The following is a 25,107-nucleotide window of genomic DNA, read 5'->3' as shown; positions in this document are numbered from 1 at the left end:
GGCACTGGCAGGGACCGTTGGCGGCGTGCGCCGCGGTTCTCCCCGGCCGACGGAAGCGAAGGGGGGACGGCGGGCCCCACCGCCGTACGGCCCGTCACGGGCCGCGCCCGAGTATACCGGCGGTCAGGGCGCGGGCCGCAGGACGGCGGCGTCCACGACGTCGGTGAGGCGGCCGCGCCGCCGGAACGCCGCGCGCTGGGCGTCCGCGCCGGTGCCGCGCTCCAGCAGCGCGCGCACGCCGTCCGCCACGCGGTCCAGGTCGCCGCTGGCCGCCAGCGCGGGCCGCGCGTGCCCGACGAGCGCCGCCGCCAGGTCGCGGAACCGGGCGGGCCGCCCGGTGCGGGCGTCCACGCCCGCGCCCGCCAGGCCGTCGCGGGCCGCGAGCCAGTAGGCGGCGCGCAGTAACTCCTGCGGCGGCCGGGGCGCGTCCTCGCCCGCCGCGGCCGCGTCCAGCGACACCTCCACCAGGGCGCGGACGAGCGCCGCGAACACCGCCGCCGCGTCGGCGGTCAGCGCGACGTCGGCGAGCCGGACCTCGACGGTCGGGAGCCGCGACGACGGCCGCACGTCCCAGAACACCGTCGCCGGGTCCATGAGCGCGCCGCAGCCCAGCAGCGTCCCGACCAGGTCCTCGTAGTGGGCGGCGGACTCCAGGTACGGCGGCGGCCCCGCCACCGGCCACCGCGACCACGTCACCGACCGCCAGCACGCGTGCCCGGTGTCGCGGCCCGCCCAGTACGGCGAGTTGGCGGTGAGCGCGAGCAGCGTCGGCAGCCACGGCCGCAGCCGGTTGCTCACCGCCACCGCCGCCTCCAGCCCGGGGACCTCGACGTGGACGTGGCACGCGCAGATGCACTGCTCGTCGTCCAGCGCCCGGTAGGTGGCGAGGCTGTCGGCGTAGCGCGCGCCCGCCGTGATCGGGGGCGGCAGCAGGTCGCCCAGGACGGGCGTGCCCGTCGCGGCCAGGGCGAGGCCCTCGCGCGCCGCCGCGTCCGCCATCGCGGCCCGCATCGCGCGGACCTCGGCGGCGAGCTCGGCCAGATCCCGGCAGGGCGGCGTCTTGGCCTCGGCGAGGAACCCGATCAGCTCCAGCGACGCCCGCTCGCCGAGCGCCCCCGCCGCCCGCGCGACGACCGGCGCGGCGCGGGGGACCACGCCCCGCGTCGCCGGATCGACGACGAAGTACTCCTCCTCGATTCCGAACCGCGGAGCCATATCCACCATCTCACCTTGGGGACGATGCAGGTCGCGCCTCCGCAAACGGTACGTCGCGCGCGGCTCGGCCGCACCCGTGTCGTTATCGGACGGTGCAGGGGGCATGGTCCGGTACGGAGGTGATGTGTGATGAAGCGTGCCGCGGGGATCGTGCTGCCGCTGGTGCTCGTCGGAGGACTGACCGCCGCGTGCGGGGGAGGGGACGACGGGCCGACCGCCACCGGCACGCCCGGGTCGCCGGTCGCGCCGGAGCCGTCGGGCTCCGCGCCCGCGTCGTCCGGCGGGACGGCCGGCGGGACGGCCGCGCCGTCGCGCCCGGCGACGCCGCAGGCGGCGGGGGAGGACCGCTGCCACACGTCGATGCTGAGCGCGTCGCTGGTGCCGACCGAGCCGTCCGCCGGCCACCGGTACGCGTATCTGACGCTGACGAACCGCTCCGGGCAGAAATGCCACCTGTACGGCTATGTCGGGATGCGGCTCATCGGCAAGGACGGGACGCCGCTCACCGCGACCGTCACGCGCCTCGCCCCCGCCCCGCACCGGGTGGAGCTGCCGCCGGGCGCGGGCGCGCGCACGCGCGTGCAGTGGGGCGTCGTGCCGAGCGGGGGCGAGCCCGAGACCGGTCCGTGCGAGCCGACGCCGGGCCGCGTCGAGGTGACGCCGCCCGACGAGCGGGACCATCTGACGGTCGCCTGGTCGCTGGGCGTGGTGTGCAACGGCGGGAAGCTGTCGGTCACGCCGGTCGGCGGGGCCTGAGGCGGCGCGGCCCCGGTCCGCCGGGGCCGCGCGCCCGTCAGACGAACGCGCCGCAGCCCGTCTCGGCGCGGCCGACGATCAGCGTGTTGATCTCGCGGGTGCCCTCGTAGGAGTACAGGGCCTCGGCGTCGGCGACGAACCGGCCGATGCCGTAATCCAGGACGATCCCGTTGCCCGCCATCAGCTCCCGGCCCCACCCGACGGCCTCGCGCATCCGGGTCGTGCAGTACGCCTTGGCCAGCGCCGAGTGCTCGTCGCGGTAGCGGCCGGCGTCCTGGAGCTGCGCGAGCCGCACCACCATCCCCAGGGACGCCGTCGCGTTGCCGAGCATCTTCACCAGCAGGTCCTGGACGAGCTGGAACTTGGCGATCGGCCGCCCGAACTGCTCCCGCTCCTTCGCGTAGTCCCGCGCGATCCCGTACGCGGCGAGCATCACCCCGACCGCCTGCCAGGCGACGCCGCTGCGGGTGCGGCGCAGGATCGCGGCGGTGTCGCCGAAGCCCTCCGCGCCCGGCAGCCGGTTCGCCTCGGGGACGCGGCAGTCCTCGAAGACGAGGTCGGCGTTCTGCACCGTCCGCAGCGCGATCTTGTTCTCGATGCGGGAGGCGGCGAACCCCGGCGTCCCCTTCTCGACCAGGAAGCCGCGGACGGTGTCGTCGGCCTCGTCGCGCGCCCACACCACGACAACGTCCGCGAACGTGCCGTTGCCGATCCAGCGCTTCTCGCCGTTCAGCACCCAGGCGTCGCCGTCCCGGCGCGCGGTGGTGCGCAGGCCGAGCGCGACGTCGGAACCGCCGGTCGGCTCGGTGAGCGCGAACGCGCCGACCTCCTCCAGCCGCCCCATCGGCGGCAGCCAGCGGCGGCGCTGCTCGGGCGACCCGCACGCGGCGATGCTGCCCATCGCCAGGCCCGCGTGGACGCCGAAGAACGTCGAGATCGACGGGTCCACCCGCGACATCTCCAGCGCCAGGAACCCGGTGAGCATGCTGCTCGGCGGCTCGCCCGGGCACTCGTCGTAGGCGAGGCCCGCGACGCCGAGCGCGCCCAGCTTCGGGACCAGCTCGAACGGGAACTCCGCCCGCGCCCAGCAGTCGTCGGCGATCGGCGCGACCTCGTCGGCCATGAAGGCGCGGACGCGGCCGAGGACGTCCTGCTCGGCGGGGTCGAGAAGGTCCTGCATGTGATAGAGGTCACCGGGCATCGGGTCGAGAGTCATGGGCCTCCTCTTCCCGCAGGTCCCCGCCCTAACCAGCGGGTAACCGCCGCGGGCCGTTCGTCCCAAGGTGCGCGTCCGGCGCGTCGAGGGCCCCGCTTCGGGCCGCCGAATACGCGCTCGCTTACGATTCCTTGCCATGACGGTGCCGCCTGAAGAACTCGACCTGGCCGCCGCCTTCCCCCCGGCCGACCGTGACCGGTGGCGGGAGCTGGTGAAGGGCGTCCTGCGCAAGTCCGGCGCGGCGACCGAGGACACCCCGCTCGCGGACGTCGAGGGCCTGCTGACCCGCGACTCCTACGAGGGCGTCCCGATCGCCGCGCTCTACACCGCGGACGACGCCGTCCCCGGCCGCCCCGGCCTCGCGCCCGCGCCGCGCCCGGTCCGGCCCGGCGGCGAGGGCCTGGCGGGCTGGGACGTCCGGCAGCGGCACGCCGACCCCGACCCGGCCGCGACCCGCGAGGCGGTCCTGGCCGACCTGGAGAACGGCGCGACGTCGGTGTGGCTCGTGCTCGGCGCGGCCGGGACGCCCGTCGCGGCGCTCGGCGACGCGCTGCGCGGCGTCTACCTCGACCTCGCGCCCGTCGTCCTGGACGCCGGGGCCGAGACCGAGGACGCCGCCGCCGCGTTCCTCGCCCTGCTCGGCGAGCACGGGGTCGCGGAGAAGGCCGCCGGGAACCTCGGCGCGGACCCGCTCGGGCTGACCGCCCGCACCGGGACCGCCGTCCCGCTCGACGGCGCCGCCGCGCTCGCCGTCCGCTGCGCCCGCGAGTTCCCGCTGCTGCGCGCGGTCACCGTGGACGCGACGCCGTACCACGACGCGGGCGGCTCCGACGCCGACGAGCTGGGCGCGGCGCTCGCCGCCGCCGTCGCCTACCTGCGCGCGCTCACCGACGCGGGCCTGGGCGTGGACGAGGCGTTCGCGCAGATCGACCTGCGGCTCGCCGTCAACGCCGACCAGTTCCTGTCGATCGCCAAGATCCGCGCCGCGCGCCGCCTGTGGGCGCGGGTCGCGGAGGTCTGCGGCGCGGCCGAGGGCACCGCCGCGCGCGTCCACGCCGTGACGTCCGCCGCGATGATGTCGCGCCGCGACCCGTGGGTGAACATGCTCCGCACGACCGTCGCCGCGTTCGCGGCCGGGGCGGGCGGGGCCGACGCGGTCACCGTCCGGCCCTTCGACGAGCGGCTGGGGCTGCCGGACGGGTTCTCCCGCCGCATCGCCCGCAACACCCAGACGCTGCTGCTGGAGGAGTCGCACCTCGCCCGCGTCATGGACCCGGCGGGCGGCTCCTGGTACGTCGAGGCCGTCACCGAGGGGCTCGCGCGCGCCGCGTGGGAACGTTTCACCGAGATCGAGCGGGCCGGGGGGCTGGCCGCCGCGCTCGCGTCCGGGCTCGTCGCGGACCGGATCGCCGCGACGTGGGAGCGGCGGCGCGCCGACATCGCGCACCGCCGCGCGCCGCTGACGGGCGTCAGCGAGTTCCCCAACCTCGCCGAGACGCCGCCGGAGCGGCGGCCCGCGCCCGAGCCGCCGGGCGGCGGGCTGCCCGTCGTCCGCTACGGGCAGGACTTCGAGGCGCTGCGCGACCGCTCCGACGCGCACGCCGCCGCGACCGGTGCCCGGCCCCGCGTGTACCTCGCGGTCCTCGGACCCGTCGCCGCGCACACCGCCCGCGCGACGTTCGCCGCGAACCTGTTCCAGGCGGGCGGGATCGAGACCTTCGCCGGGCCGCCGGAGGACTTCGCGGCGTCCGGGGCGGCCGTCGCGTGCCTGTGCTCGTCCGACCGGGTCTACGCCGAGGAGGCCGCGGCCGCCGCCCGCACGCTGCGCGACGCGGGCGCCGTCCGGGTCTGGCTCGCCGGGACGGGCTCCTACGACGGCGTGGACGACCGGGTCTCCACCGGCTGCGACGCCGTCGCCGTCCTCACCACGACCCTGCGCGACCTGGGAGTGAGCGAATGATCCCCGACTTCTCCGACCTCGCCCTCGGCGACGCCGAGCCCGCCGGGGCGGCGGCGGAGCGCTGGCGCGCCGGGGTCGCCGCCGCGACCGGGGCCGACCCCGCCGCGCAGGCGTGGGACACCCCCGAGGGCATCGCCGTCCAGCCGCTCTACACCGGCGACGACCTCGACGGCCTGGACTTCCTCGGCACCTACCCGGGCATCGCCCCGTACCTGCGCGGCCCGTACCCGGCGATGTACGCGACGCAGCCGTGGACGATCCGGCAGTACGCCGGGTTCTCCACCGCCGAGGAGTCGAACGCGTTCTACCGCCGCAACCTCGCGGCCGGGCAGAAGGGCCTGTCGGTCGCGTTCGACCTCGCCACCCACCGGGGCTACGACTCCGACCACCCGCGCGTCGCCGGGGACGTCGGCATGGCGGGCGTCGCGATCGACTCCATCTACGACATGCGGCAGCTCTTCGACGGCATCCCGCTGGACCGCATGAGCGTGTCGATGACGATGAACGGCGCGGTGCTGCCCGTCCTCGCCCTCTACATCGCGGCGGCGGAGGAGCAGGGCGTCAAGCCCGAACAGCTCGCCGGGACCATCCAGAACGACATCCTCAAGGAGTTCATGGTCCGCAACACCTACATCTATCCGCCCGCGCCGTCGATGCGGATCATCTCCGACATCTTCGCGTTCACCTCGCAGCGGATGCCGAAGTACAACTCCATCTCCATCTCCGGCTACCACATCCAGGAGGCCGGGGCCACCGCCGACCTGGAGCTGGCGTACACGCTCGCGGACGGCGTCGAGTACATCCGCGCGGGCCGCGAGGCGGGGCTGGACATCGACGCGTTCGCGCCCCGGCTGTCGTTCTTCTGGGCGATCGGGATGAACTTCTTCATGGAGGTCGCCAAGATGCGGGCGGCGCGGCTCCTGTGGGCCAAGCTCGTCCGCGAGTTCGACCCGAAGAGCCCGAAGTCGCTGTCGCTGCGGACGCACTCGCAGACGTCCGGGTGGTCGCTGACCGCGCAGGACGTCTTCAACAACGTCGCCCGGACCTGCGTCGAGGCGATGGCGGCGACCCAGGGCCACACCCAGTCGCTGCACACCAACGCGCTCGACGAGGCCCTGGCGCTGCCCACCGACTTCTCCGCGCGCATCGCCCGCAACACCCAGCTCCTGCTCCAGCAGGAGTCCGGCACGACCCGCACCATCGACCCGTGGGGCGGCAGCGCGTACGTCGAACGCCTCACCTACGACCTCGCGCGCCGCGCCTGGGGGCACATCCGCGAGGTCGAGGACGCGGGCGGCATGGCCCGCGCCATCGACGAGGGACTGCCCAAGCTGCGCATCGAGGAGGCCGCCGCGCGCACGCAGGCGCGCATCGACTCCGGGCGGCAGCCCGTCATCGGCGTCAACAAGTACCGGCCCGACGCGGAGGAGTCCATCGACGTCCTCAAGGTCGACAACGCCTCCGTCCGCGCCCAGCAGATCGAGAAGCTGCGGCGGCTCCGCGAGGAGCGCGACGAGACCGCGACGCGCGGCGCGCTCGCCGCGCTGACCGCCGCCGCGCGCGCCGCCGAGGACGGCACCCGCCCGAACGACCTCGCGCACAACCTGCTCGCCCTCGCCATCGACGCCGCCCGCGCCAAGGCCACCGTCGGCGAGATCTCCGACGCGCTGGAGGCCGCCTACGGGCGGCACGCCGCGCAGATCCGTACCATCTCCGGCGTCTACCGGGAGGAGGCGGGCGAGGTGACCGCCATCGAGAAGGCCCGCGCCGCGACCGACGCGTTCGCCGCCGCCGAGGGCCGCCGCCCGCGCATCCTCGTCGCCAAGATGGGGCAGGACGGGCACGACCGCGGCCAGAAGGTCATCGCGACCGGGTTCGCCGACCTCGGGTTCGACGTCGATGTGGGCCCGCTGTTCCAGACCCCGGCCGAGGTCGCGCGGCAGGCCGTCGAGGCCGACGTCCACGTCGTCGGCGTCAACTCGCTCGCCGCCGGGCACCTCACGCTGGTGCCCGCGCTGCGCGCGGAGCTGGCCGCGCTCGGCCGCGAGGACATCGTCATCGTCGTCGGCGGCGTCATCCCGCCGCAGGACTTCGACGAGCTGCGCGCCGCCGGGGCCGCCGCGATCTTCCCGCCCGGGACCGTCCTGGCCGACGCCGCGCTGGACCTGCTGGCCGACCTCGGGCGGCGGCTGGGGCACGAGGCGGCGTGAGCCCCCGCCCGCAGGCCGCCGCCGCCGACTACGCCGCCGGGGTGCGGGACGGCTCGCGCGCGTGGATCGCCCGCGCGATCACGCTCGTCGAGTCGTCCCGGCCCGACCACCGCGCCCTCGCCCAGGAGATGCTGGTCGAGCTGACCCCGCACGCGGGCGGGGCGCGGCGGGTCGGCGTCACCGGGGTGCCGGGCGTCGGCAAGTCCACGTTCATCGACGCGCTCGGCACGCGACTCACCGGTGCCGGACACCGCGTGGCCGTGCTCGCGGTGGACCCGTCGTCCACCCGTACCGGTGGCAGCATCCTCGGGGACAAGACGCGGATGCAGCGGCTCGCCGCCGACCCGGACGCGTTCATCCGCCCGTCGCCGACCGCCGGGACGCTCGGCGGCGTCGCCAAGGCCACCCGCGAGGCGATGGTCGTCATGGAGGCCGCCGGGTACGACGTCGTCCTGGTGGAGACGGTCGGGGTCGGGCAGTCGGAGACCACCGTCGCGGACATGGTCGACTCGTTCCTGTTCCTCACACTGGCCCGTACCGGTGACCAGCTCCAGGGGATCAAGAAGGGCGTGCTGGAGCTCGCGGACGTCATCGCCGTCAACAAGGCCGACGGCGACCACGCGATGGACGCGCGGCGCGCCGCCCGCGAGCTGGCCGGGGCGCTGCGGCTGCTGCGGGGCAGCGGCCGGGACGTGCCCGTGCTGACGTGCAGCGCGCGCGACGAGACGGGGCTCGCCGAGGTCTGGGCCAAGCTCGTCGAGCACCAGGACCGGATGCGCGACTCCGGCGAACTGGACCGCCGTCGCCGCGCCCAGCAGGTCCGCTGGACGTGGGCGATGGTCCACGACCGGCTGCTCGGGGACCTGCACGCCGACCCGGCCGTCCGCGCGCTCGCGCCCGGACTGGAGGCGGACGTCGCGGCCGGGACGCTGACGCCCGCGCTCGCCGCCGAACGCCTCCTGGCCGCGTTCGGGCGCTGAGTACAGGGGGGATTCCGGACCGCCCGTTGGGCCGGGTCGCGGTCCTCGCGCGCGCCGATCCTGTAGAAAAGTCGGATGGACGTCATCGAGCTGGCCGACCCGACGGACGCGCAGATCCGGCAGTGGCACGACGTGCTGACGGCCGTCAGCGCGGCCGACCCGGCCGCCGGTCCGCCGCCGGGCGCGGAATGCACGGCCGCCCGGCTGCTCGGTGCGGACCGGGGCTCGCGGGAGCGGTTCTGGGCCGTCGCGGACGACGACGGGTACGCCGCCGTGGCCGCGCTGCGGCTGCCGGGCGGGCCCGGCGCGGACCGGCCCGGCGAGATCGACGTCCAGGTCCGGCCCGAGCTGCGCCGCGCCGGGCTCGGCCGCCGGCTGCTGCGCGCGGCCGCCGCCGGGCTGCGCGCCGACCGCCGCTCCGGGGTCATCGCGCAGGTCTCCGCCGGGACGCCCGCCGTCCCGTTCCTGGAGGCGCACGGCTTCACCTGCGTGCTGACGCTGCGCGGGCTCGTGCTCGACCTCGCGGCGCTGCCGCCCGGCCGCGTCGCGGGGCTGCTCGCCGCCGCGCCCGCCGGGTACACGCTGATGCGCTGGCGCGGCACCGTCCCCGACGAGCACGCCGAGGCGCTGGCCCGCGCGAAGGACGCGATGGCCGACCTGGTCGAGTACGAGGGCGCGCCGTGGGACGCCGACCGCGTCCGCGAGACGGCCGAACTGGTCGCCAAGCGCGGCGACGAGCTCTACACGATCGCCGCGCTGCACGACGGCGGCATCGCCGGGTTCACCGAGCTCGTCGTGCCCGCCGGGGGCGGCGACCGGGCCGCGCAGTACGACACGGCGGTCGTGCCGGAGCACCGGGGGCGGCGGCTCGGGATCTGGATGAAGGCGGCGATGCTCGACTGGGTGGCGCGCGAGCTGCCGCGCATCCGCGAGATCGAGACCGACAACGCGGGCGACAACCCGCACATGCTCGCGGTGAACGAGGAACTGGGCTACCGGCGCGAGCGCGAGACCCGCGAATACCACGCGCTGGTGGCCGACCTGCCCTGACGTGGGGCGCGGGCGTTGTCCGGGCCGTCGGCACGGTTATCCACAGCGCGCGACTGAGTTTTCCACCTCGGTGCCGGGCGGCCCAGCCTGGCGTCAGCGGTCCCGCCGGGGCCGCCGACCCGGGAGGCCCTCATGTGTTCAGCGCTCGTGTTCCACACGCTTCCGCCGTCCGGCGACGCCGCCGGGCGGTTCCTCGTCGCCGCACCGGACCCGCCGCCCGGCGGTGATCCGCGCGCGGCCGTGCGCCGGGCGCTCGGCGGCGGCCCGGTCGCGGCGACGGCACGCGACCTGCTCGGCTCGCCGTCCCTGCGGACGGACCCGTGTGCGGACCCGCTGCCGCCCGAACTCGCCGCCCAGCGCGCCGCCGCCGTCCTCGACGCGCCGCACCGCACGCTCGTCGCCCTGCGCCCGCCCGGACGTGCCCCGGCCCGTCCGCCCTCCGGTGTTCCGGCACGCGCCGCACGGTTCACCCAGCCCCGTCTCGTCCAGGCCCTCCGCCTCATAGCGCGCGTCCTGGCGCTGCTCACCGGCGGCCGCGTCGCCGACCTCGACGCCTGCCGCGTCCTCCCCACCGACACCGTCCCCCCGACCGAACCGACGACCTTCGTCCTGAACCCGCTCTGGCTGAGCATCTACGTCGAGGCAGACCGCACACCCGCCGCCCACCCCACCGGCGACACCGCCCGTGACACGGCGGACGGCACCGCGCCCCACAACACGAACGGCGACAACGGCGCCGCCCCGAACGACAGCACGGGCGGCGGCACGAGAGGTACCGCGCGCAGCGGTGCCGGCAGCGGTGCCGGGAATGGCGTGGGCGGCGGCACGCGGGGTGCTGCGGGTGCCGGGATGGGCGGCGGTTCGGGTGGCAGCGCGGACTACGGTGCGGGCGGCGGCTCGGCTCGCGGTGCGGGTGGTGGCGCGGACTGCGGTGCGGGTGGGGGTGTGGCTCGGGTTTCGACGCGGGGGTTGTGTCGCTTCGGGTTGCCGGAACTCGACGTGCGGGGCGTGCGGTACGGGGACCTGGCGGTCGGTGCGAACGTTCTGCGGGGCGTCGCGGTGGGGTTGCTCGCCGAGCATCTGGCGCGTCCGTCGCCGGATGGGCCGGTGCTGGTGCGCGTCCGGCGGTTTCTCGACGCCGATGACGTGCTGCGGTTCTTCGGTCGTCCGCCGAGGCGCGGCGGCGTCGGCCTGGACGTGGAGTTGGGACCGCCGCGCACGCTTCCCGGCACGGTGCGCACGACCGTCGAGATCATCCCGGCGTCCGGCCGGGGAGACCCGCAGTGGTGGAATCGCGCGGCAGCCGTTCTCCCGCAGCTGACCCCGCGCCGCGACTGCCGAGATCCGCGCCGGTGACGAGGTCGAGGCGGTGGCGGTCGAGTAGCGGGGGTGGTGTATTCGGGCGGTAATCGGTGAGCGGCGGATTTCCCGCTCGGGCGCGGGGGCGTTTCCGGTGGGTGTCGCCTCGGGAAACGGGTGCGTGCGGTCGGTGGAACGGTGCGTGGAAAGGAGGCGGCGGGGCGGGAAAACGTGCGTGCGCCCGGAAAATCTCTTGCCGCGGCCGGGCGGGGTCGGCACTCTGAGTGAGGCTCGCACGGGCGGGCCGATCGAAAGGGAATGCCATTCCCCCGGTCGCCGAGGTCGGCGGTCGCCCCCTCGGGGCGCGGACCGGGTTCGAGTCCCGGCGGGGGAGCGGGCGCACGAGCGGCAGGAGGCGACCGATGGACGTACTGGTCCTCAACGCGTCGTACGAGCCCTTCCAGAAGGTGGACCTGCGGCACGCCATCCGCATGCTGGTCCGCGAGGTGGCGGTCGTGGAGGAGGCGGAGGAAGGCCGCACCATCGGGCGCTTCCCCGTGCCCCGGGTGCTCCGGCTCGTCCGGTACGTCGCGATGCGCTGGCGGCACGGCCGCCGCCCGCCGTGGAGCAAGCGCGGCGTCTACCTGCGCGAACGCGGCGTCTGCGGCTACTGCGGGCGGCGCGGGCACACGATCGACCACGTCCTCCCGCAGTCGCGCGGCGGTGCCGACAGCTGGGCCAACACCGTTCTCGCGTGCGGGAAGTGCAACAACCGGAAGGGCGACCGGACGCCGGAGGAGGCGGGCCTGCGCCTGCGCGTCGAACTGCGCGTCCCGAGCTGGGAGGAACTGATCGACTTCTGATCGGTCCCCCGCGGATTCCCCGCCGCCCCCGGGCCAGACCGCCACCCCGCCCCGAGCCGCCACCCGGCCCCGAGCCCCCGGCCCGCCGCCCCGAGCCCGCTCCGGCCCGGGGCGGCGGGGCGGCCCGGGGTGGCGGGGCGGCCCGGGGTGGCGGGGCGGCTCGGGCCGGGGCGGGGTGATGGCCCGGACGTCCATTTCCGGCCGGGCCGCGGATTCGCGTTGCCCGGAATCGCACCGACCACGCGTGGTAACGTCCGGCGACCCGTTCCCGAACGCGACAAGGAGGGGACCGTGACGGCCCCCGACCGCTCCGGCGACGCGCCGCCCCGTACACCCCCCGCCCCGCGCCCCGACCCCACCGCGCATTCCGCCCACCGCGCGGAAGAGGCTTCCTGCCCCACCCCGGCCGCCGAGAATCCAGGGCCTCAAACAGTCCCCGCGCGGGACCGCCCAACGGACGACTCACGTCCCACCAATTACCCGCGTTCCCGGAGCGGCGTGCGGGGGCAGGGCGGTCCGCGTTCCACGGATCCGGTCGTGCGTGTCGGGCGCGGGTCGGGTGTCCGGCGAGGGATGCGGCGTGTCGCGGCGGTCGCGCTGGTTCTCGCGTGCTCCGCGCTGCTGCCGCCGAAGCCGGGATCGGCGGGCGCGGAACCCGCGTCCGCGCACGGATTCGCCAAGGAGTACGCCGCGCTCAAGCGTCGCGCGGAGTACCTCACCGGCGACCGCCACCATCTCGGCCCCGCCACCGCGCCCGCCCGCCCCGCCCTCCGCTGATCGAAGCCCGTCACCCACCGCGCATCGACGACGAACGGCCGTATGGGTGCCCCCACCGGGTGAAGCATCAGCCCGAGTGTCGGCCGCCCGGCGTGCCGCGAGGGAGACCCGGCGTGCCGCGAGGGAGACCCGGCATGCCCTGGGGAGACTCGGCGTGCCCCGGGGGAGACGCTGAGGCCGTGTGCCTAGGGGCTTGTCTCAAAGTGCCTCAGCCCCAGCGCAAGTGCGTTGACTGGCCGGTGAAGCGAGCCGGAGGCGAGCTTCGCCGGACAGATCGCGGAGCGATGCCGCGCTCGCACAGGCCCGGTCAGGCCCGAGCCGCCAGGCGAGGGCCGTGGGCCAGGACTTTGAAACGCTACCGGGTGGTCAGGGCGTCGGCGGGGTGACGGCGTCGCCCGTCCGGGCTGAGGTCTGGGCGGCTTCGATGATCTCCAGGCCGGTGATGGCGTCGGCCAGGGCGACGGGCGGGGGTTCCTCGCCGCGGAGAGAGCGGGCGACCGCCGCATAGAACTCCTGGTAGGCGCCCGGGATGGTTGGTTCCGGGCGGGTCGAGTCGGGGGTGCCGAGCCGGCCGTAGCGGGACGGGGGAACCTGGCCCCAGCCCGGGTCGGCCGGGGTTCCGCCCGCGCGTAGGGCCTCTTCCTGCGGGTCCATGCCATGCACCGTGTAGGCGGCCGCCCCGCCGAGGACGCGGAAGCGCGGCCCCAGGTCCGCCGCGACCGCGCTCATCCACAGGTGGGAACGTTCCCCGCCGGGGTGGTCGAGGGCGACGAAGACGTCGTCGGGGGCCTGCGCGCCGGGACGGCGGGCGTCGATCTCCGCGTACACCGACTCCGGGCGGCCGAACAGCGCCACCGCCTGGTCGATGAGGTGCGAGCCGAGGTCGTACAGGATGCCGCCCGCGTCGCGCGGGTCGGCGCTCTCCTTCCAGCCCGCGCGCACCTCCGGCCGCCACCGCTCGAACCGCGACTCGAACCGGCGGACGTCCCCGAGCGCGCCGTCCGCGACCAGCCGCCGCACGGTGCGGAAGTCCCCGTCGTAGCGCCGGTTGTGGAACGGGACGACGGGCAGCCCCCGCACCGCGCTGAGCGCCGCGAGCGACCGGGCGTCGGCCGCGGACGCCGCCACCGGCTTGTCGAGCACGACGGCCATCCCGGCGGTGAGCGCCGTCCGGGCGAGCGGCACGTGGTGCCGGTTCGGCGCCGTCACGACGACGAGGTCGAACCGTCCGGTGGACTCCCACAGCCGGTCGGCGCTGTCCAGGACGGCGGCGTCCGGGTAGCGCTCCCGCACGGCCCGCGCCCGCCCGGGGTCCGCGGTGACGACCGCGTCGAGCCGGAGGTCCGGCGTCGCCGCGATCAGCGGCGCGTGGAACACCGAGCCTCCGGTTCCGTATCCGATGAGTGCGACCCGCAGTGTCATCCTCCGATCATCGCGGATGCCCCGGACGCGGCCGAACGCCGGGGAAGCCCGACGCGCGGTGATCTTCGCCCGAATAGGCTGTCAGCACGTGTCGCGCTCAAAGGGGATGAACGTGTCCAAACCTGTGATCCTGACGGTCGACGACGATCCGGGGGTCTCCCGCGCGGTGGCGCGCGACCTGCGCCGCCGCTACGCGGGGGACTACCGGGTCGTCCGCGCCGAGTCCGGGCCGACCGCGCTGGACGCGCTCGCGGAGCTGAAACTGCGCGGCGACGACACGGCCGTGCTGCTGGCCGACCACCGCATGCCCGAGATGAACGGCGTGGACTTCTTGGAACGCGCCATGGACCTGTACCCGTACGCGCGCCGCGTCCTGCTCACCGCCTACGCCGACACGGACGCCGCGATCCAGGCCATCAACGTCGTGGACCTCGACCACTACCTGCTGAAGCCGTGGAACCCGCCGGAGGAGAAGTTCTACCCGGTCATCGACGCGCAACTGGAGGCGTGGCGGCGTACCGAGCGCCGCACGCCCGCCGACCTGCGCGTCGTCGGGCACCGCTGGTCGGAGCGGTCGTACGAGGTCCGCGACTTCCTCGCCCGCAACCAGGTCCCGTACACGTTCCTGCTCGACACGGTCCCCGAGGCGGTGGAGCTGCTGAAGGCGGCCGGCTCGCCCGACCTGCCGCTCGTCGTGACCCAGGACGGGACGTACCTCGCCGCGCCCACCGACGCCGAGCTGGCCGCCGCGGTCGGGCTCAGCACCGAGGCGGGCGCGGACTTCTACGACCTGATCGTCGTCGGCGCGGGCCCGGCCGGGCTCGGCGCGGCCGTGTACGGGGCGTCGGAGGGCCTGCGGACGGTCCTCATCGAGCAGCACGCGTCCGGCGGCCAGGCCGGGCAGAGTTCCCGCATCGAGAACTACCTCGGGTTCCCCGACGGCGTGTCGGGCGCGCAGCTCGCCGACCGGGCCCGCCGCCAGGCCGAGCGGTTCGGCGTCGAGCTGGTCACGACGGGCCGCGTCACCGGCCTGGAGGAACGCGGCCGGGCGCGCGTCGTCCGCCAGGCGGACGGGACGGAGGTCGCCGCCCACGCCGTCATCCTCGCGACCGGCGTGTCGTACCGCCGCCTGAACGCCCCCGGCCTGGAGGAGTTCACCGGCCGCGGCGTCTTCTACGGCGCGGCGACGACGGAGACGCCCGCGTGCGCCGAGCAGGAGGTCTACGTGGTCGGCGGCGCGAACTCCGCCGGGCAGTGCGCCGTCCACCTGGCCAAGACCGCCGAGAAGGTCCACCTGCTGGTCCGCGCGGACGGCCTGGAGGCGTCGATGTCGCGGTACCTGATCGAGCGGATCGAGGGACTGCCGAACGTCGAGGTCCACACCCGGACCGTCGTCACCGGCGGCGCGGGCGACGACCACCTCCAGCGGCTCACGCTGTCCGGCCCGGACGGCGAGCGGACGGTCGACGCGCAGTGGCTGTTCGTCTTCATCGGCGCGGAGCCCGGCACCGACTGGCTCGGCGACGCCGTGGCCCGCGACGAGGCCGGCTACGTCCTGACCGGCCCGGACCTGGACGGCGGCGGCACCGAGCTGCGTCCGCCGTACTTCCTGGAGACGAGCGTGCCGGGCGTGTTCGCGGCGGGCGACGTCCGCGCGGGCTCGATCAAGCGCGTCGCGGCCGCGGTCGGCGACGGCGCGATGGCGGTCACGCTCGTCCACCGGTACCTGGAGGGGTCATGACGGACGTCGCGCCCGAGCGGCTGCGGGAACTGTTCCTCTTCGAGGACCTGGACGAGCGCAAGCTGGCCTGGCTCGCCGCGGCCGGGACCGTCCGCTCCTACGGCGAGGGCGAGCCGATCTGCGTGCAGGGCGACCCGGCCGAGTCGTTCTTCGTCCTCCTCGAGGGCGGCCTGTCGATGGTGCAGCTCGTCCGCGGCCACGAGGCGGAGCTGACGCGCACCGAGCAGCCCGGCGTGTACGGCGGCGCGGTGCAGGCGTACATCGGCGACCGCATCGACCAGCGGTACCAGCACACGCTGCGCGCGACGCGCCCGACGAGGATCTTCGTGCTGCCCGCGCGCAAGTTCGCCAAGGCCGTCCGCGAGTGGCACCCGATGGCGACGCACCTGCTCGAAGGCGTCTTCTTCGGGATGAGCAACGCCCGGCGGATCGTCGACCAGCGCGAACGGCTGACGGCGCTCGGCACGCTCACCGCGGGCCTCACCCACGAGCTGAACAACCCGGCGGCGGCCGCGTCGCGGGCGAGCGCGGAGCTGGGCGACCGGCTGCACTCGGCGCAGCGGCGGCTGACGGAGCTGGCGGCGGGCGGCGTGGACTGCGAGCGGGTCGCCGCGGTCGTGTCGCTGGAGCAGCGGCTCGCCGGGGCGGCGCCCGGCCCGCGCGCGGTCGCGGGCGACCCGCTCGCCGTGAGCGACGCCGAGGACGAGCTGGGCGACTGGCTGGACGAGCACGGCGTCCCGGGCGCCCACGACCTCGCGCCCGGCCTCGTCGCGGCGGGCGTCGGCCCCGAGCAGGCCGCCGAGGTCGCCGCGGCGGCGGGGGAGGACCGGCTGGCCGCCGCGCTCGCCTGGCTCGCGGAGGTCCTGGAGGTCGCGCAGCTCCAGGCGGAGATCGCGGAGGCGACGGGCCGGATCACCGCGCTCCTGGACTCCGCGCGGCAGTACTCCCAGCTCGACCGCGCGCCCTACCAGCCCGCCGACCTCGCGGAACTGCTGGACAGCACGCTGACGATGCTGCGCCGCAAGATCGGGCCGAAGGTGACGCTGCGGACGTCCTACGACCCGGACCTGCCGCCCGTCCCCGCGTACGCGGCCGAGCTGAACCAGGTGTGGACGAACCTGATCGTCAACGCGCTGTACGCGATGGGCGGCGCGGGGACGCTCGCGATCTCCACGGCGCGCGACGGCGCGTACGCGGTCGTCACCGTCGCCGACACCGGCGGCGGCATCCCCGAGGACGACCTCGACCGCGTGTTCACGCCGTTCTTCACCACCAAGCCCGTCGGGCAGGGGACGGGCCTCGGCCTGGACATCTCCTGGCGGATCGTGGTGGACCGGCACGGCGGCGACATCCGGGTGGCGTCGCGGCCGGGCGACACCCGGTTCGAGGTGCGGCTGCCGCTGGAGGGCGCGGCGTGAGCCGTCACGACCGCCGGAACGCCAGCGCGCGCCCCGGCCCGGACGCGCGGTAGACCGGCCCGCGCCCCCACGCCAGCACCTCGAACCGCACCGGGACGGCGTGGACGCGGCGGCCGGTGAGCCGCGCCATCATCGGCTCGGACAGGTCGAGGATCGCGGGCGGGTCGTGCTGCGCGACGGCCCACGCGGCGGGGCCGAAGTCCTGCACGACGCCGTACGCGGTCCGGCCCCGGTAGCTGATCCGGACGCGGGTGCCGAGCGGCCAGTACGGGCTGGCGACGGTGCGCGTCGACATCCGCGCGCCGCGCGCGGTCGCCGCGTCCCAGAACGACGTGGCGGTCGCGACCCCGCGCGGCAACCGCCGCCCCCGCCGCGCGGGGAAGGCGGGCGAGCCGGTCGGGGGTCTGCCCGGTGCCGGCCTGGCGGCGGTACCCGGCGGCGCGCTGGGCAGCGGCCCGCCGCCGGTCGCCGGATCGGTCGTGCCGCCGGTCGCGGGTCCGCCGTCCGACCCTTGCCGCGCGCTGGTCGCGGTGCCCGCAGCAGCCGCGCGCGGGCCGTGCGCGGCGTGGTGCCGCCCGGTGTGCGGGCGGGGGACCGCGTGGGGGGTGGGGGCGGGCCGTTCGGGCGGGCGCTGCAGCGCGACGGCCGCCGCCGCGCCGCCGACCAGCAGCGTCGCCGTGCAGGGCACGACGAGCAGCGTCAGCGCCCCGCGCCGCCGGACGCGCGCCGGGCCGGGCGGCGGCGGTTCCTCCGGCAGCGCGAAGTCCGCGAGGACCGCCCGCAGGTGGTCCGCCACGACCGCCTCGTCCACCTCCAGCACCGAGGCGAGCCGCGTCGTGCAGCGTCCCGCGACGATGAGGCCGAGGACGTGCCGCTCCGGCGCGGTCAGCTCGGCCCCGTTGTGCCGGAGCACGCGGACGGCGCGCGGCGCGTCGTCCAGCGTCGGCGGGACGCCGCCCGCCCGCAGCACGAGCCGGGTGAGCCGGACGAGCTGGTCGGCGGCGTCCCGAGCGCGCGCGTCCACCGCGTCCCCCGTCCCGATCCGTCGTGAAACGGGTACTCAGGGTAATGATCGCGGAGCGGACGGGGGTCGGGACGGCGAAACGCGGAGCTAGATCCCCTTCGCCCGGAAACGACACGAGGGGCGGGCCGCCGCCCGCCCCTCCCGTACCGGGATCAGTCGAACAGGTCCGGCTGCTCCCGCGTGATCTGGTCGTAAAGCGGCTGGTAGTTGACCCAGCCGACGATGTCGTTGCCGATCTGGCGGTGCGTCAGCTCGGCGTTCTCCGGCTCGATCGGCACGACCGTCCCGGCGGCCTTGGCCAGGAGCTGCACTTGGCACGACCGCTCCATCGTGATGAACCACCAGGCGGCCGCGTCCACCGTCGAGCCGACCGTCAGCAGGCCGTGGTTGCGCAGGATGACGGCCTTGGTGTCGCCGAGGGCGGCGGCGATCCGCTTGCCCTCCTCCAGGTCGGTCACGACACCGGTGTAGTCGTCGAACAGCCCGTGATCCTGGTAGAACGCGCACACGTCCTGCGTGATCGGCTCCAGCTTCTGGCCGAGCGCCGACAGCGCGCGGCCGTGGGTGGAGTGGCTGTGCGCGGCGGCCACGACGTCCGGACGCGCCTGGTGGACCTGCGAGTGGATCGCGAACGCGGCCTCGTTCACCGGGTACCGGCCGTGGACGACCTTGCCCTCGTGGTTCACCAGGATCAGGTCGCTGACCTTGATGTGCTTGAACGACATCCCGAACGGGTTGACCCAGAAGTGGTCGGTCAGCTCCGGGTCGCGCGCGGTGATGTGGCCCGCGACGCCCTCCTCGAAGCCGAACTTCCCGAACAGCCGCAGCGCGGCCGTCAGCCGCTCCTTGCGGTGCCGCCGCTCCTCCTCGACCGTGTCGAACGACGGCGGCAGCCGGAAGATCAGGTCGGTCGGGACGTCTTTCATCAGCTCGTCACCGGGCATGGGGCTCTCCTCAGGCTGTTGTCTGCCTCCACCAAACGCGATCGGCCCGGCCGCCGCCTAGAGTGGGGTCGTCCAATATCGGACGGATCGGTTGTCTACGGCGGACAACGGGGAGGCCATGACCGGGGACGCGACCGACCGGTTCCTGCGGCTGCTCGTCGAGCACAGCCGCGAACCGGCCGTGCTGGAGGAGACCGTGCGCGCGGCGCGCCGCCGCTCCGACCTCGTCGCCGCGCTGCCCGAGCAGGAGACGCGCCGCCACGTCCGCGCGCTGATCAACGGCGTCCTCGCGGCGCTGGAGAACGGCGGCGAGCCCGGCCCGGACGTCCTGGACGCCGCCGGGCGGCTCGGCTCCGACCGCGCCCGGCAGGGCGTCCCGGTCGCCGCGTTCCTCGACGGGTTCCAGGCGGGCCGCGCCCACCTCGTCGCGACGGTCGTGGCCGAGGGCCGCCGCCTCGGCGTCCCCGCCGACCTGCTGCTGGAGGGCGTCACCCGGATCGACGCGATCACCACCGCGCTCGTCCACCGGATGGTCCACGCGCACCGCGTCGCCGAGCTGGAGGCCGCCCGCACCGCGCGGGAGAGCCGCCAGCAGGCGCTGCGGCAGCTCCTGCACGGCGAGCCCGCCGCCGTGCCCGCGCCGCTCGACCCCGCCGCCGCGTACCACTGCGTCGCGTCGGAGATCAGCGACCCGGCGCTCGCGGCGCGGCTGGAGGACGCGTTCGCGGCGTCCGGCCCGGCCGTCTGCGGCCTGGTCGACGGCCGGTTCGCCGCGCTCACCGCGCGCCCGCCCGCGGCCGCCGCGCTGCCGCCCGGCGTGCCGCTGCTCGTCGCCGCGCCGCCGGTCCCGCTCGACGGCGTCGCGTCCCGGTACGCGCTGTGCCGCCGCGCCCTGCGCGCGGGCGGCGCGGCGGGCCTCGACGGCCTGCGCGCCCTCACCGACCTCGCGCTGCTCACCGTCACCGAGGCCGACCCCGAACTCGGCGGGCTGCTGGCGGGCGGCCTGCTCGCCGGGCTGCGGCCCGGCGACCCGTTCCACCGGGAGATCGCCGCGACGGCCCTGGCCTACCTCGACCACGGCGCGCGGGTCGAGGCCGCCGCCGAGGCGCTGCACGTCCACCCGAACACGGTGAAGTACCGGCTGCGGCGGCTGCGCGAGCTGACCGGCCGGTCCCCGGCCGACCCCGGCTGCGCGCCCGCCGTCCCGCACGCCGCACACTGGTGGTGGGCGCTGCGCCGCTGGCTCGCCGGGCCCCCGCGCGACACGACGACCTGAAGGAGACCGCGATGGGCACGCCGCGGATCGGCGCGATCGTCTGGCCGACGGAGTCCTGGCCGGCGGCCGGGGACACCTGGCGGCGGGCCGAGGCCCTGGGCTTCCACACCGCCTGGGTGTACGACCACACGGCGTGGCGCGGCTCGACGCCCTGGTACGACGCCTACGCCACGCTCGCCGCGGCGGCGGCCGTGACGCGCACCGTCCGCCTCGGGACGCTGGTGACGTCGCCGAACTTCCGGCACCCCGTCCCGACCGCGCACGCCGTCCGCACCATCGACCACGTCAGCGGCGGGCGGCTGGACCTCGGCATCGGCTCGGGCGGTAGGTCCCGCACCTCGGACGGAGGCATCCTCGGCGGCCCCGAATGGTCGCCGCGCGAGCGCGCCGACCGGTTCGCCGAGTGGACGGACCTGCTCGACCGGCTCCTGCGCGGCCCCGCGACGACGTTCGAGGGCGAGTACTACGAGGCCCGCGACGTGCTGACCGGGCCCGGCTGCGTCCAGCGGCCCCGCGTCCCGTTCTGGATCGCCGCGCGCGGCCCGCGCGGGATGCGGCTCGCCGCCCGCCGGGGCGCGGGCTGGATCGCCAACCCGGGCGGCCCGCTCGACCCCGTCGAGGACACCCGAGTCCAGACCGAGCGCCTGGAAGAGGCGTGCGACCGCGAGGGCCGCGACCCGGCCGACGTCCGCCGCCTTCTCCTCACCGGCTTCACCGACGAACCGTGGCTGGCGTCCCCCCGAGCCTTCGCCGACCTGGCCGGAACCTACGCGGCCCTCGGCATCACCGACATCGCCGTCCACTGGCCCCGCCCCGGCACCCGATGGGCCGCCGACGAGTCCGTCTTCGAGGCGATCCCCTCCGCCCTCTGACGCCCGGTCAGGGGTGGCGGGGCGTCCGGGCGCGGCGGGTGTACTCCTGGCCCAGCGCGAAGAGCAGCCAGGTCAGGGCCGTGGCGTCGTCCACGATGCCGACCGGGAGCAGGAAGTCGGGGATGACGTCGATCGGGGAGACGATGTAGAGGACCGCGATCACCATCGCGGCGATCTTGCCCTTGCTCGTGCGGTAGGGGACCGCCTCGCGGCCGCCCGTGTGACTGCCCGCGCGCCGGGCGCGGCGCAGGCGCAGGATGCCCGCGATGAGCAGCAGCGCGCCGAGGGCGAGCGCCGCCGCGCCCGCCCACGTCGCCGCCGCGCCGTGCAGCGCGAGGATCGCGACGGCGCCCGCCGCCAGGAACAGCAGACCGACCCAGACCATGACACACCTCCGCGGAGTCGTAGGCGGTATCGCCCGTCCGCGCCCGTTTACTCGCCCGGCTACTCGTAGGTCTGGCCGCAGACCATGAGCCGCGCCAGGTCCGCCCAGGTCACCGTGGTGAGCGGGCGGACGGACGAGCGCGTCGGACCGCCCCCGGCCGGGACGCGCGCGCCGTCGGAGACGTCCCAGCCGCCGACGCCGCCCGCCACCGCGCACTCCAGGTACGTCGCCGGATCGAAGTTGCACCACCGGCGCGGCGTGGGCCGCGCGCCCGAGCCGGGCGGGCGCGGGGCGTCCGCGCCGAACCGGGCGCGCGGCCCCGGCGGCGCGGCGACGAAGTCCTCCAGGTCCGCGATCTGCGCGAGCAGCACCCGCTCCCAGTCGCGGTGCCCGACCGGCGCGGGGCCGGAGAGCCGCAGGTCGGCCGTCCCCCACCCGGCGTCGTAGGGGGCGGGCGAGACCGCCGCGGCGGCGGAGAACAGCGCGCCGACGTCGTCGGCCTCCAGCTCCGCGCGGTCCCGCAGCGGCAGGCTCACCTTCCACAGCGCCCGCAGGAACGCCGACAGCGACCACGCGCCCGCCCGCGTGTCCCGGCCCACCCGCAGCACGTGCAGGTACAGGTCGCGGTTGGTGCGCACGGACGGGAGGAACGGGCCCTGCACCCAGTACGACTGCCGGTGCGGGACGCCGCTCTCCATCACCATCACCTGGGCGAGGGCGGCGACCCGGGAGTCGTGTGAGGAGACGTGGAACTCGTTGCCCAGGTCGTCCTGACGCATGACGTCCCACGTGCCCATCCGGCCTCCCCGATCGCGTTGCGTGCCTGTCCGCGCGATTCTCGCACCGCCGCGCCCCGGGGCGCGCCACCGGCCGGGACGGTCAGCCCCGCGCCCGGTGGACGACCTGGATCTCGGTGAACCCGTACAGCCCCCACGGCCCGTTCTCCACGCCGAGCCCGCTCCACTTGAACCCGCCGAACGGCTGGTGCGGCGCGAGCGCCAGGTGGGTGTTCACCCAGGCCGTCCCGCACTCCAGCCGGTCGGCGACGGCGGCGGCGCGGTCGGCGTCCGCGCCCCACACCGAGCCGGACAGGCCGAAGTGGGTGCCGTTCGCGCGGGCCAGCGCCTCGTCCACGTCGCGGTAGGGGATGACGGGCAGGGCCGGGCCGAACTGCTCCTCCTCGACGATCCGCGACCCGTCGGGGACGTCCGCGAGGATCGTCGGCGCGAAGAAGTACCCGGCGCGGTCCAGCGGCCCGCCGCCCGCCGCGGCCCGCGCGCCGCCCGCCAGCGCCTCGGCCACCAGCTCGCCGACCCGCTCGAACTGCGGACGGTTGTTGATCGGGCCGTACTGGACGCCCTCGGCCGTCCCGTCGCCCACCTTCGCGGCGCGGGCGCGGGCCGCCAGCGCCTCCACGACGTCGTCGTACAGCGCCGCGGGCGCGTACACGCGCTTCACCGCCGCGCAGACCTGGCCGTTGTTGGCGAACGCCGCGCCGAACAGGCGGTCGGCGACGGCCTCCGGGTCGACGTCGTCCAGCAGGATCGCCGGATCGTTGCCGCCCAGTTCCAGCGTCACGCGCTTGAGGTCGGGTGCGGCGGCGGCCGCGACGCGGCGGCCCGTCGCGACGCTGCCGGTGAAGCTGATCTTGCGGGGGACCGGGTGGCCGGTCATCCACGCGCCGAGCTCGTCCCCGCCCGTCACGACGTTGAGGACGCCGGGCGGCAGCACGTCGCGCAGCGCCTCGCCCAGCAGCAGGCTGGACAGCGGCGTGTACGGGGACGGCTTGAGGACGATCGTGTTGCCCGCCAGCAGCGCCGGGGCGACCTTCCACGCGGCCAGCATCAGCGGGAAGTTCCACGGGGTGATCGCCGCGACGACGCCGATCGGGCGGCGGACGACCTCCACGAACGCGCGCTCGTCGTCCTGGATGACCTCGCGGGGCAGCTCCAGCTCGGCGAAGTACTTCAGCCAGATGCCGGCGCCGACGACCTCGCCCGTCGCCTCCGCGAGCGGTTTGCCCTGCTCCAGCGTCAGGACCCGGCCGATCTCCTCGGCGCGGGCGAACAGGACGTCGGCCGCCGCGAGCAGGGTCTTGCGGCGGGCGCCCTCGTCGGCGCGCCAGCCCGGCAGGGCGGCGGCGGCCGCCGCCATCGCGGCGTCGAGCTGGGCGCGGGTGGCGTCCGGCGCCCGCTCGGCGACCTCCCCGGTCGCCGGGTTGACGACCCCGAAGGTCGCCTCCGCCGCGACGGCGCGGCCGTCGATCGTCATCGTGAGATCAGGCACTGCTGTTCCTCCCGGCTGAGCCGAATGGCGTTCTGCCCAGTATCGCCCGCCGCGCGGGGCACCGCCAGAACCGCCGGGGCTCCTCGTCAGGAGGACAGAATCCGGTCCAGCAGCGCGCGGTAGCCGCGCAGGGCCTGGCGCAGCCGCTCGGTGTCGGTCCCGGCGTCGCCGTCGACCAGGCGGCCGCGGCGTTCGGCGAGGGCGCGGCCGAGCGCGTCCACGGCCTCGCCGGTCAGGTCGTCGGCGCGGCGGACGGCCGTGCGCGGGTCGTCCACGAACGACGCCTGGAGGTCGTGCCAGCGGCGGCGGAAGTCCTCCGCGCCGACGACCAGGGGATCGTTACCGCCGGGACGGGCGTCGGCGTCCGGACGCGTCCGCGCCGCGGTCTCGTCGGACGGTCCGCCGGGGACGGTCTCGCGCGGCGACGCCGGTCCACCGTCCGCCCGTACCGGACCCGGCTGACCGGCGGACGCCGGTCCCGCGCCGTTCTGGCCGATGCCGCTCTGGTCGGCGCCGTTCTGGCCGGCGCCGACCTGGTCGGCGCGGGCCTGCTCGCCGCGGGTCTGCTCGGGCCGCGCCTGGTCCGGCCGGGTCGGGCCGCCGTCCGGGCGGGGGATCGGCCCGGTGTCGCCCGATCCCGGCGCGGTCCGGACGGGTCCGCCCGCGACGCGGGCGTCGGGCGCGTGGTCGGCCTGCTGGGTGTTCTGTCGCGCGTGGTGCATGGGTCAGCTCCTCCGGGCGGTGTCGCGGGTGTCGGCGGCCGTGCGCGGGTCCGGCGCGGTGGCGCGCGGCCCGGCGGCGGTCGCGGGCTCGACGGGACGGTCGGCGCCGTGCGGCGCGTCCGGGACGGCGGCGCGCTCCCCGGCGGGGACGGCCAGCAGGTCCTCGACCAGCGCCCGGTAGTGGACCATCGCCTGCCGCAGGTCCTCGGTCGACGCGGCGCCCCCGGCGGCGCGCTCGCTCAGGTCGTGGCCGCGCCGGTAGTGGTCCAGCGTCCGGCCGTGCTCGACGGACAGGTGCTCGACGTTCTCGTCGAAGCCGCCGGTCGGGTAGCCGCGCTCGGCCATGACGGTCGTCACGAGCTTGTCGGCGTCGGCGACGGCCGCGCGCGGCTCGTCCACGAACCGCTCCTGCAGCGCGCCCCACCAGGCGCGGTACTCCTCGCGCCGCGCGGGCTCCAGCTCACGGAGCCGCAGTTCCTTGTGCTGGCGCTCGCGCTCGTGCAGCTCGCGCTCCGCTCCGGCCCGGTCTCCGTGGCGCTCCAGCGCCCGGTCGTACTCGGGGCCGAACCGCGCGCGCAGCTTGCGGGTGCGGGCGCTCCGCCACAGCAGGAATCCGAGTCCCGCCAGGATCACGATGGCCGCGATGACGATGACGGCCGTGAGGGCGGTCGACATGTGTCCCTCCCTTTCT

22 protein-coding genes are annotated in these 25,107 nt (G+C 76.0%); 12 read left to right on the top strand and 10 right to left on the bottom strand.

The annotated features are described in order from the left end of the window. Window positions 1-123: 123 nt before the first annotated feature. Entirely contained in the window at window positions 124-1,215 is a 1,092-nt protein-coding gene (locus G339_RS0123160; RefSeq protein ID WP_019633452.1) for a carboxylate-amine ligase, read from the bottom strand. Between the two features lie 129 nt (window positions 1,216-1,344). Here G339_RS0123160 and G339_RS34980 point away from each other — a divergent pair, with 129 nt between their 5' ends. Further along, window positions 1,345-1,971: a DUF4232 domain-containing protein gene (locus G339_RS34980; RefSeq protein WP_019633451.1), complete on the top strand. Its 627-nt coding sequence runs from the start codon at window positions 1,345-1,347 to the stop codon at window positions 1,969-1,971. A 37-nt stretch (window positions 1,972-2,008) separates the two neighbouring features. Here G339_RS34980 and G339_RS0123150 read toward each other — a convergent pair whose 3' ends face one another. Further along, window positions 2,009-3,187 (bottom strand): acyl-CoA dehydrogenase family protein, encoded by a 1,179-nt coding sequence (locus G339_RS0123150; RefSeq protein WP_019633450.1) that lies wholly within the window; start codon window positions 3,185-3,187, stop codon window positions 2,009-2,011. Window positions 3,188-3,323: 136 nt separating this feature from the next. On the opposite strand from G339_RS0123150, the gene G339_RS0123145 reads away from it, so the two are divergent. The 7 genes from G339_RS0123145 to G339_RS0123115 all read left to right on the top strand — a co-directional run bounded on the left by G339_RS0123145 (window position 3,324) and on the right by G339_RS0123115 (window position 12,326). Further along, the gene (locus tag G339_RS0123145) at window positions 3,324-5,147 is read left to right on the top strand and encodes a methylmalonyl-CoA mutase subunit beta (RefSeq protein WP_019633449.1); all 1,824 of its coding nucleotides are present in this window, start codon (window positions 3,324-3,326) and stop codon (window positions 5,145-5,147) included. After that, complete coding sequence (scpA, locus tag G339_RS0123140; protein ID WP_019633448.1) at window positions 5,144-7,357, top strand: methylmalonyl-CoA mutase; 2,214 nt, start codon at window positions 5,144-5,146, stop codon at window positions 7,355-7,357. The genes G339_RS0123145 and scpA overlap by 4 nt, the downstream gene beginning before the upstream one ends. Further along, the gene (meaB, locus tag G339_RS0123135) at window positions 7,354-8,337 is read left to right on the top strand and encodes a methylmalonyl Co-A mutase-associated GTPase MeaB (RefSeq protein WP_019633447.1); all 984 of its coding nucleotides are present in this window, start codon (window positions 7,354-7,356) and stop codon (window positions 8,335-8,337) included. Before scpA ends, meaB begins: the two co-directional genes overlap by 4 nt. 75 nt (window positions 8,338-8,412) lie before the next feature. Beyond that, on the top strand, window positions 8,413-9,387 hold the full coding sequence (locus G339_RS0123130) for a GNAT family N-acetyltransferase (protein ID WP_019633446.1): 975 nt from the start codon (window positions 8,413-8,415) through the stop codon (window positions 9,385-9,387). Between the two features lie 132 nt (window positions 9,388-9,519). Continuing rightward, window positions 9,520-10,743 (top strand): hypothetical protein, encoded by a 1,224-nt coding sequence (locus G339_RS0123125; RefSeq protein ID WP_157407958.1) that lies wholly within the window; start codon window positions 9,520-9,522, stop codon window positions 10,741-10,743. Between the two features lie 365 nt (window positions 10,744-11,108). After that, the gene (locus G339_RS0123120) at window positions 11,109-11,549 is read left to right on the top strand and encodes an HNH endonuclease (RefSeq protein WP_019633445.1); all 441 of its coding nucleotides are present in this window, start codon (window positions 11,109-11,111) and stop codon (window positions 11,547-11,549) included. 573 nt (window positions 11,550-12,122) lie between these two features. Further along, window positions 12,123-12,326, top strand: a complete 204-nt coding sequence (locus tag G339_RS0123115) for a hypothetical protein (RefSeq protein WP_019633444.1) — start codon at window positions 12,123-12,125, stop codon at window positions 12,324-12,326. A 366-nt stretch (window positions 12,327-12,692) separates the two neighbouring features. Here G339_RS0123115 and G339_RS0123110 read toward each other — a convergent pair whose 3' ends face one another. After that, complete coding sequence (locus G339_RS0123110; RefSeq protein WP_019633443.1) at window positions 12,693-13,748, bottom strand: Gfo/Idh/MocA family oxidoreductase; 1,056 nt, start codon at window positions 13,746-13,748, stop codon at window positions 12,693-12,695. A 106-nt stretch (window positions 13,749-13,854) separates the two neighbouring features. Between G339_RS0123110 and G339_RS0123105 the strand changes: the two genes are divergently transcribed. Continuing rightward, on the top strand, window positions 13,855-15,489 hold the full coding sequence (locus tag G339_RS0123105) for an NAD(P)/FAD-dependent oxidoreductase (protein ID WP_033324015.1): 1,635 nt from the start codon (window positions 13,855-13,857) through the stop codon (window positions 15,487-15,489). Continuing rightward, complete coding sequence (locus G339_RS0123100; protein WP_019633441.1) at window positions 15,486-16,907, top strand: sensor histidine kinase; 1,422 nt, start codon at window positions 15,486-15,488, stop codon at window positions 16,905-16,907. The genes G339_RS0123105 and G339_RS0123100 overlap by 4 nt, the downstream gene beginning before the upstream one ends. A gap of 4 nt (window positions 16,908-16,911) precedes the next feature. Here G339_RS0123100 and G339_RS0123095 read toward each other — a convergent pair whose 3' ends face one another. Both G339_RS0123095 and G339_RS0123090 read right to left on the bottom strand, forming a co-directional pair. Beyond that, window positions 16,912-17,931, bottom strand: a complete 1,020-nt coding sequence (locus tag G339_RS0123095; protein WP_026341703.1) for an RlpA-like double-psi beta-barrel domain-containing protein — start codon at window positions 17,929-17,931, stop codon at window positions 16,912-16,914. A gap of 152 nt (window positions 17,932-18,083) precedes the next feature. Continuing rightward, window positions 18,084-18,875 carry a class II aldolase/adducin family protein gene (locus G339_RS0123090; protein WP_019633440.1) on the bottom strand — a complete coding sequence of 264 codons (792 nt, stop codon included), beginning with the start codon at window positions 18,873-18,875 and terminating at the stop codon, window positions 18,084-18,086. Window positions 18,876-18,993: 118 nt separating this feature from the next. On the opposite strand from G339_RS0123090, the gene G339_RS0123085 reads away from it, so the two are divergent. Together G339_RS0123085 and G339_RS0123080 are read left to right on the top strand one after the other, a co-directional pair. After that, window positions 18,994-20,151 carry a helix-turn-helix domain-containing protein gene (locus G339_RS0123085; RefSeq protein ID WP_019633439.1) on the top strand — a complete coding sequence of 386 codons (1,158 nt, stop codon included), beginning with the start codon at window positions 18,994-18,996 and terminating at the stop codon, window positions 20,149-20,151. 11 nt (window positions 20,152-20,162) lie between these two features. Beyond that, window positions 20,163-21,023, top strand: a complete 861-nt coding sequence (locus tag G339_RS0123080; protein ID WP_019633438.1) for an LLM class flavin-dependent oxidoreductase — start codon at window positions 20,163-20,165, stop codon at window positions 21,021-21,023. 7 nt (window positions 21,024-21,030) lie between these two features. Here G339_RS0123080 and G339_RS0123075 read toward each other — a convergent pair whose 3' ends face one another. The 5 genes from G339_RS0123075 to G339_RS34970 form a co-directional block, all read right to left on the bottom strand. Continuing rightward, window positions 21,031-21,408, bottom strand: a complete 378-nt coding sequence (locus G339_RS0123075) for a YkvA family protein (protein WP_019633437.1) — start codon at window positions 21,406-21,408, stop codon at window positions 21,031-21,033. Between the two features lie 59 nt (window positions 21,409-21,467). Continuing rightward, window positions 21,468-22,205, bottom strand: a complete 738-nt coding sequence (locus G339_RS0123070) for a hypothetical protein (protein WP_019633436.1) — start codon at window positions 22,203-22,205, stop codon at window positions 21,468-21,470. Window positions 22,206-22,287: 82 nt separating this feature from the next. After that, a complete protein-coding gene (locus tag G339_RS0123065; protein ID WP_026341702.1) occupies window positions 22,288-23,694 on the bottom strand; it encodes an aldehyde dehydrogenase family protein in 1,407 nt (468 codons plus the stop codon). An 86-nt stretch (window positions 23,695-23,780) separates the two neighbouring features. Then, a complete protein-coding gene (locus tag G339_RS37055) occupies window positions 23,781-24,416 on the bottom strand; it encodes a hypothetical protein (RefSeq protein WP_019633434.1) in 636 nt (211 codons plus the stop codon). A gap of 3 nt (window positions 24,417-24,419) precedes the next feature. After that, on the bottom strand, window positions 24,420-25,091 hold the full coding sequence (locus tag G339_RS34970) for a hypothetical protein (RefSeq protein ID WP_019633433.1): 672 nt from the start codon (window positions 25,089-25,091) through the stop codon (window positions 24,420-24,422). Between the last annotated feature and the right edge of the window lie 16 nt (window positions 25,092-25,107).

Source organism: Actinomadura atramentaria DSM 43919 (assembly GCF_000381885.1).
GTDB classification, from domain to species: Bacteria; Actinomycetota; Actinomycetes; order Streptosporangiales; family Streptosporangiaceae; genus Spirillospora; species Spirillospora atramentaria.
The sequence above is the reverse complement of the archived record's forward strand: the minus strand, read 5'-3'. Positions and strand labels throughout refer to the sequence as shown.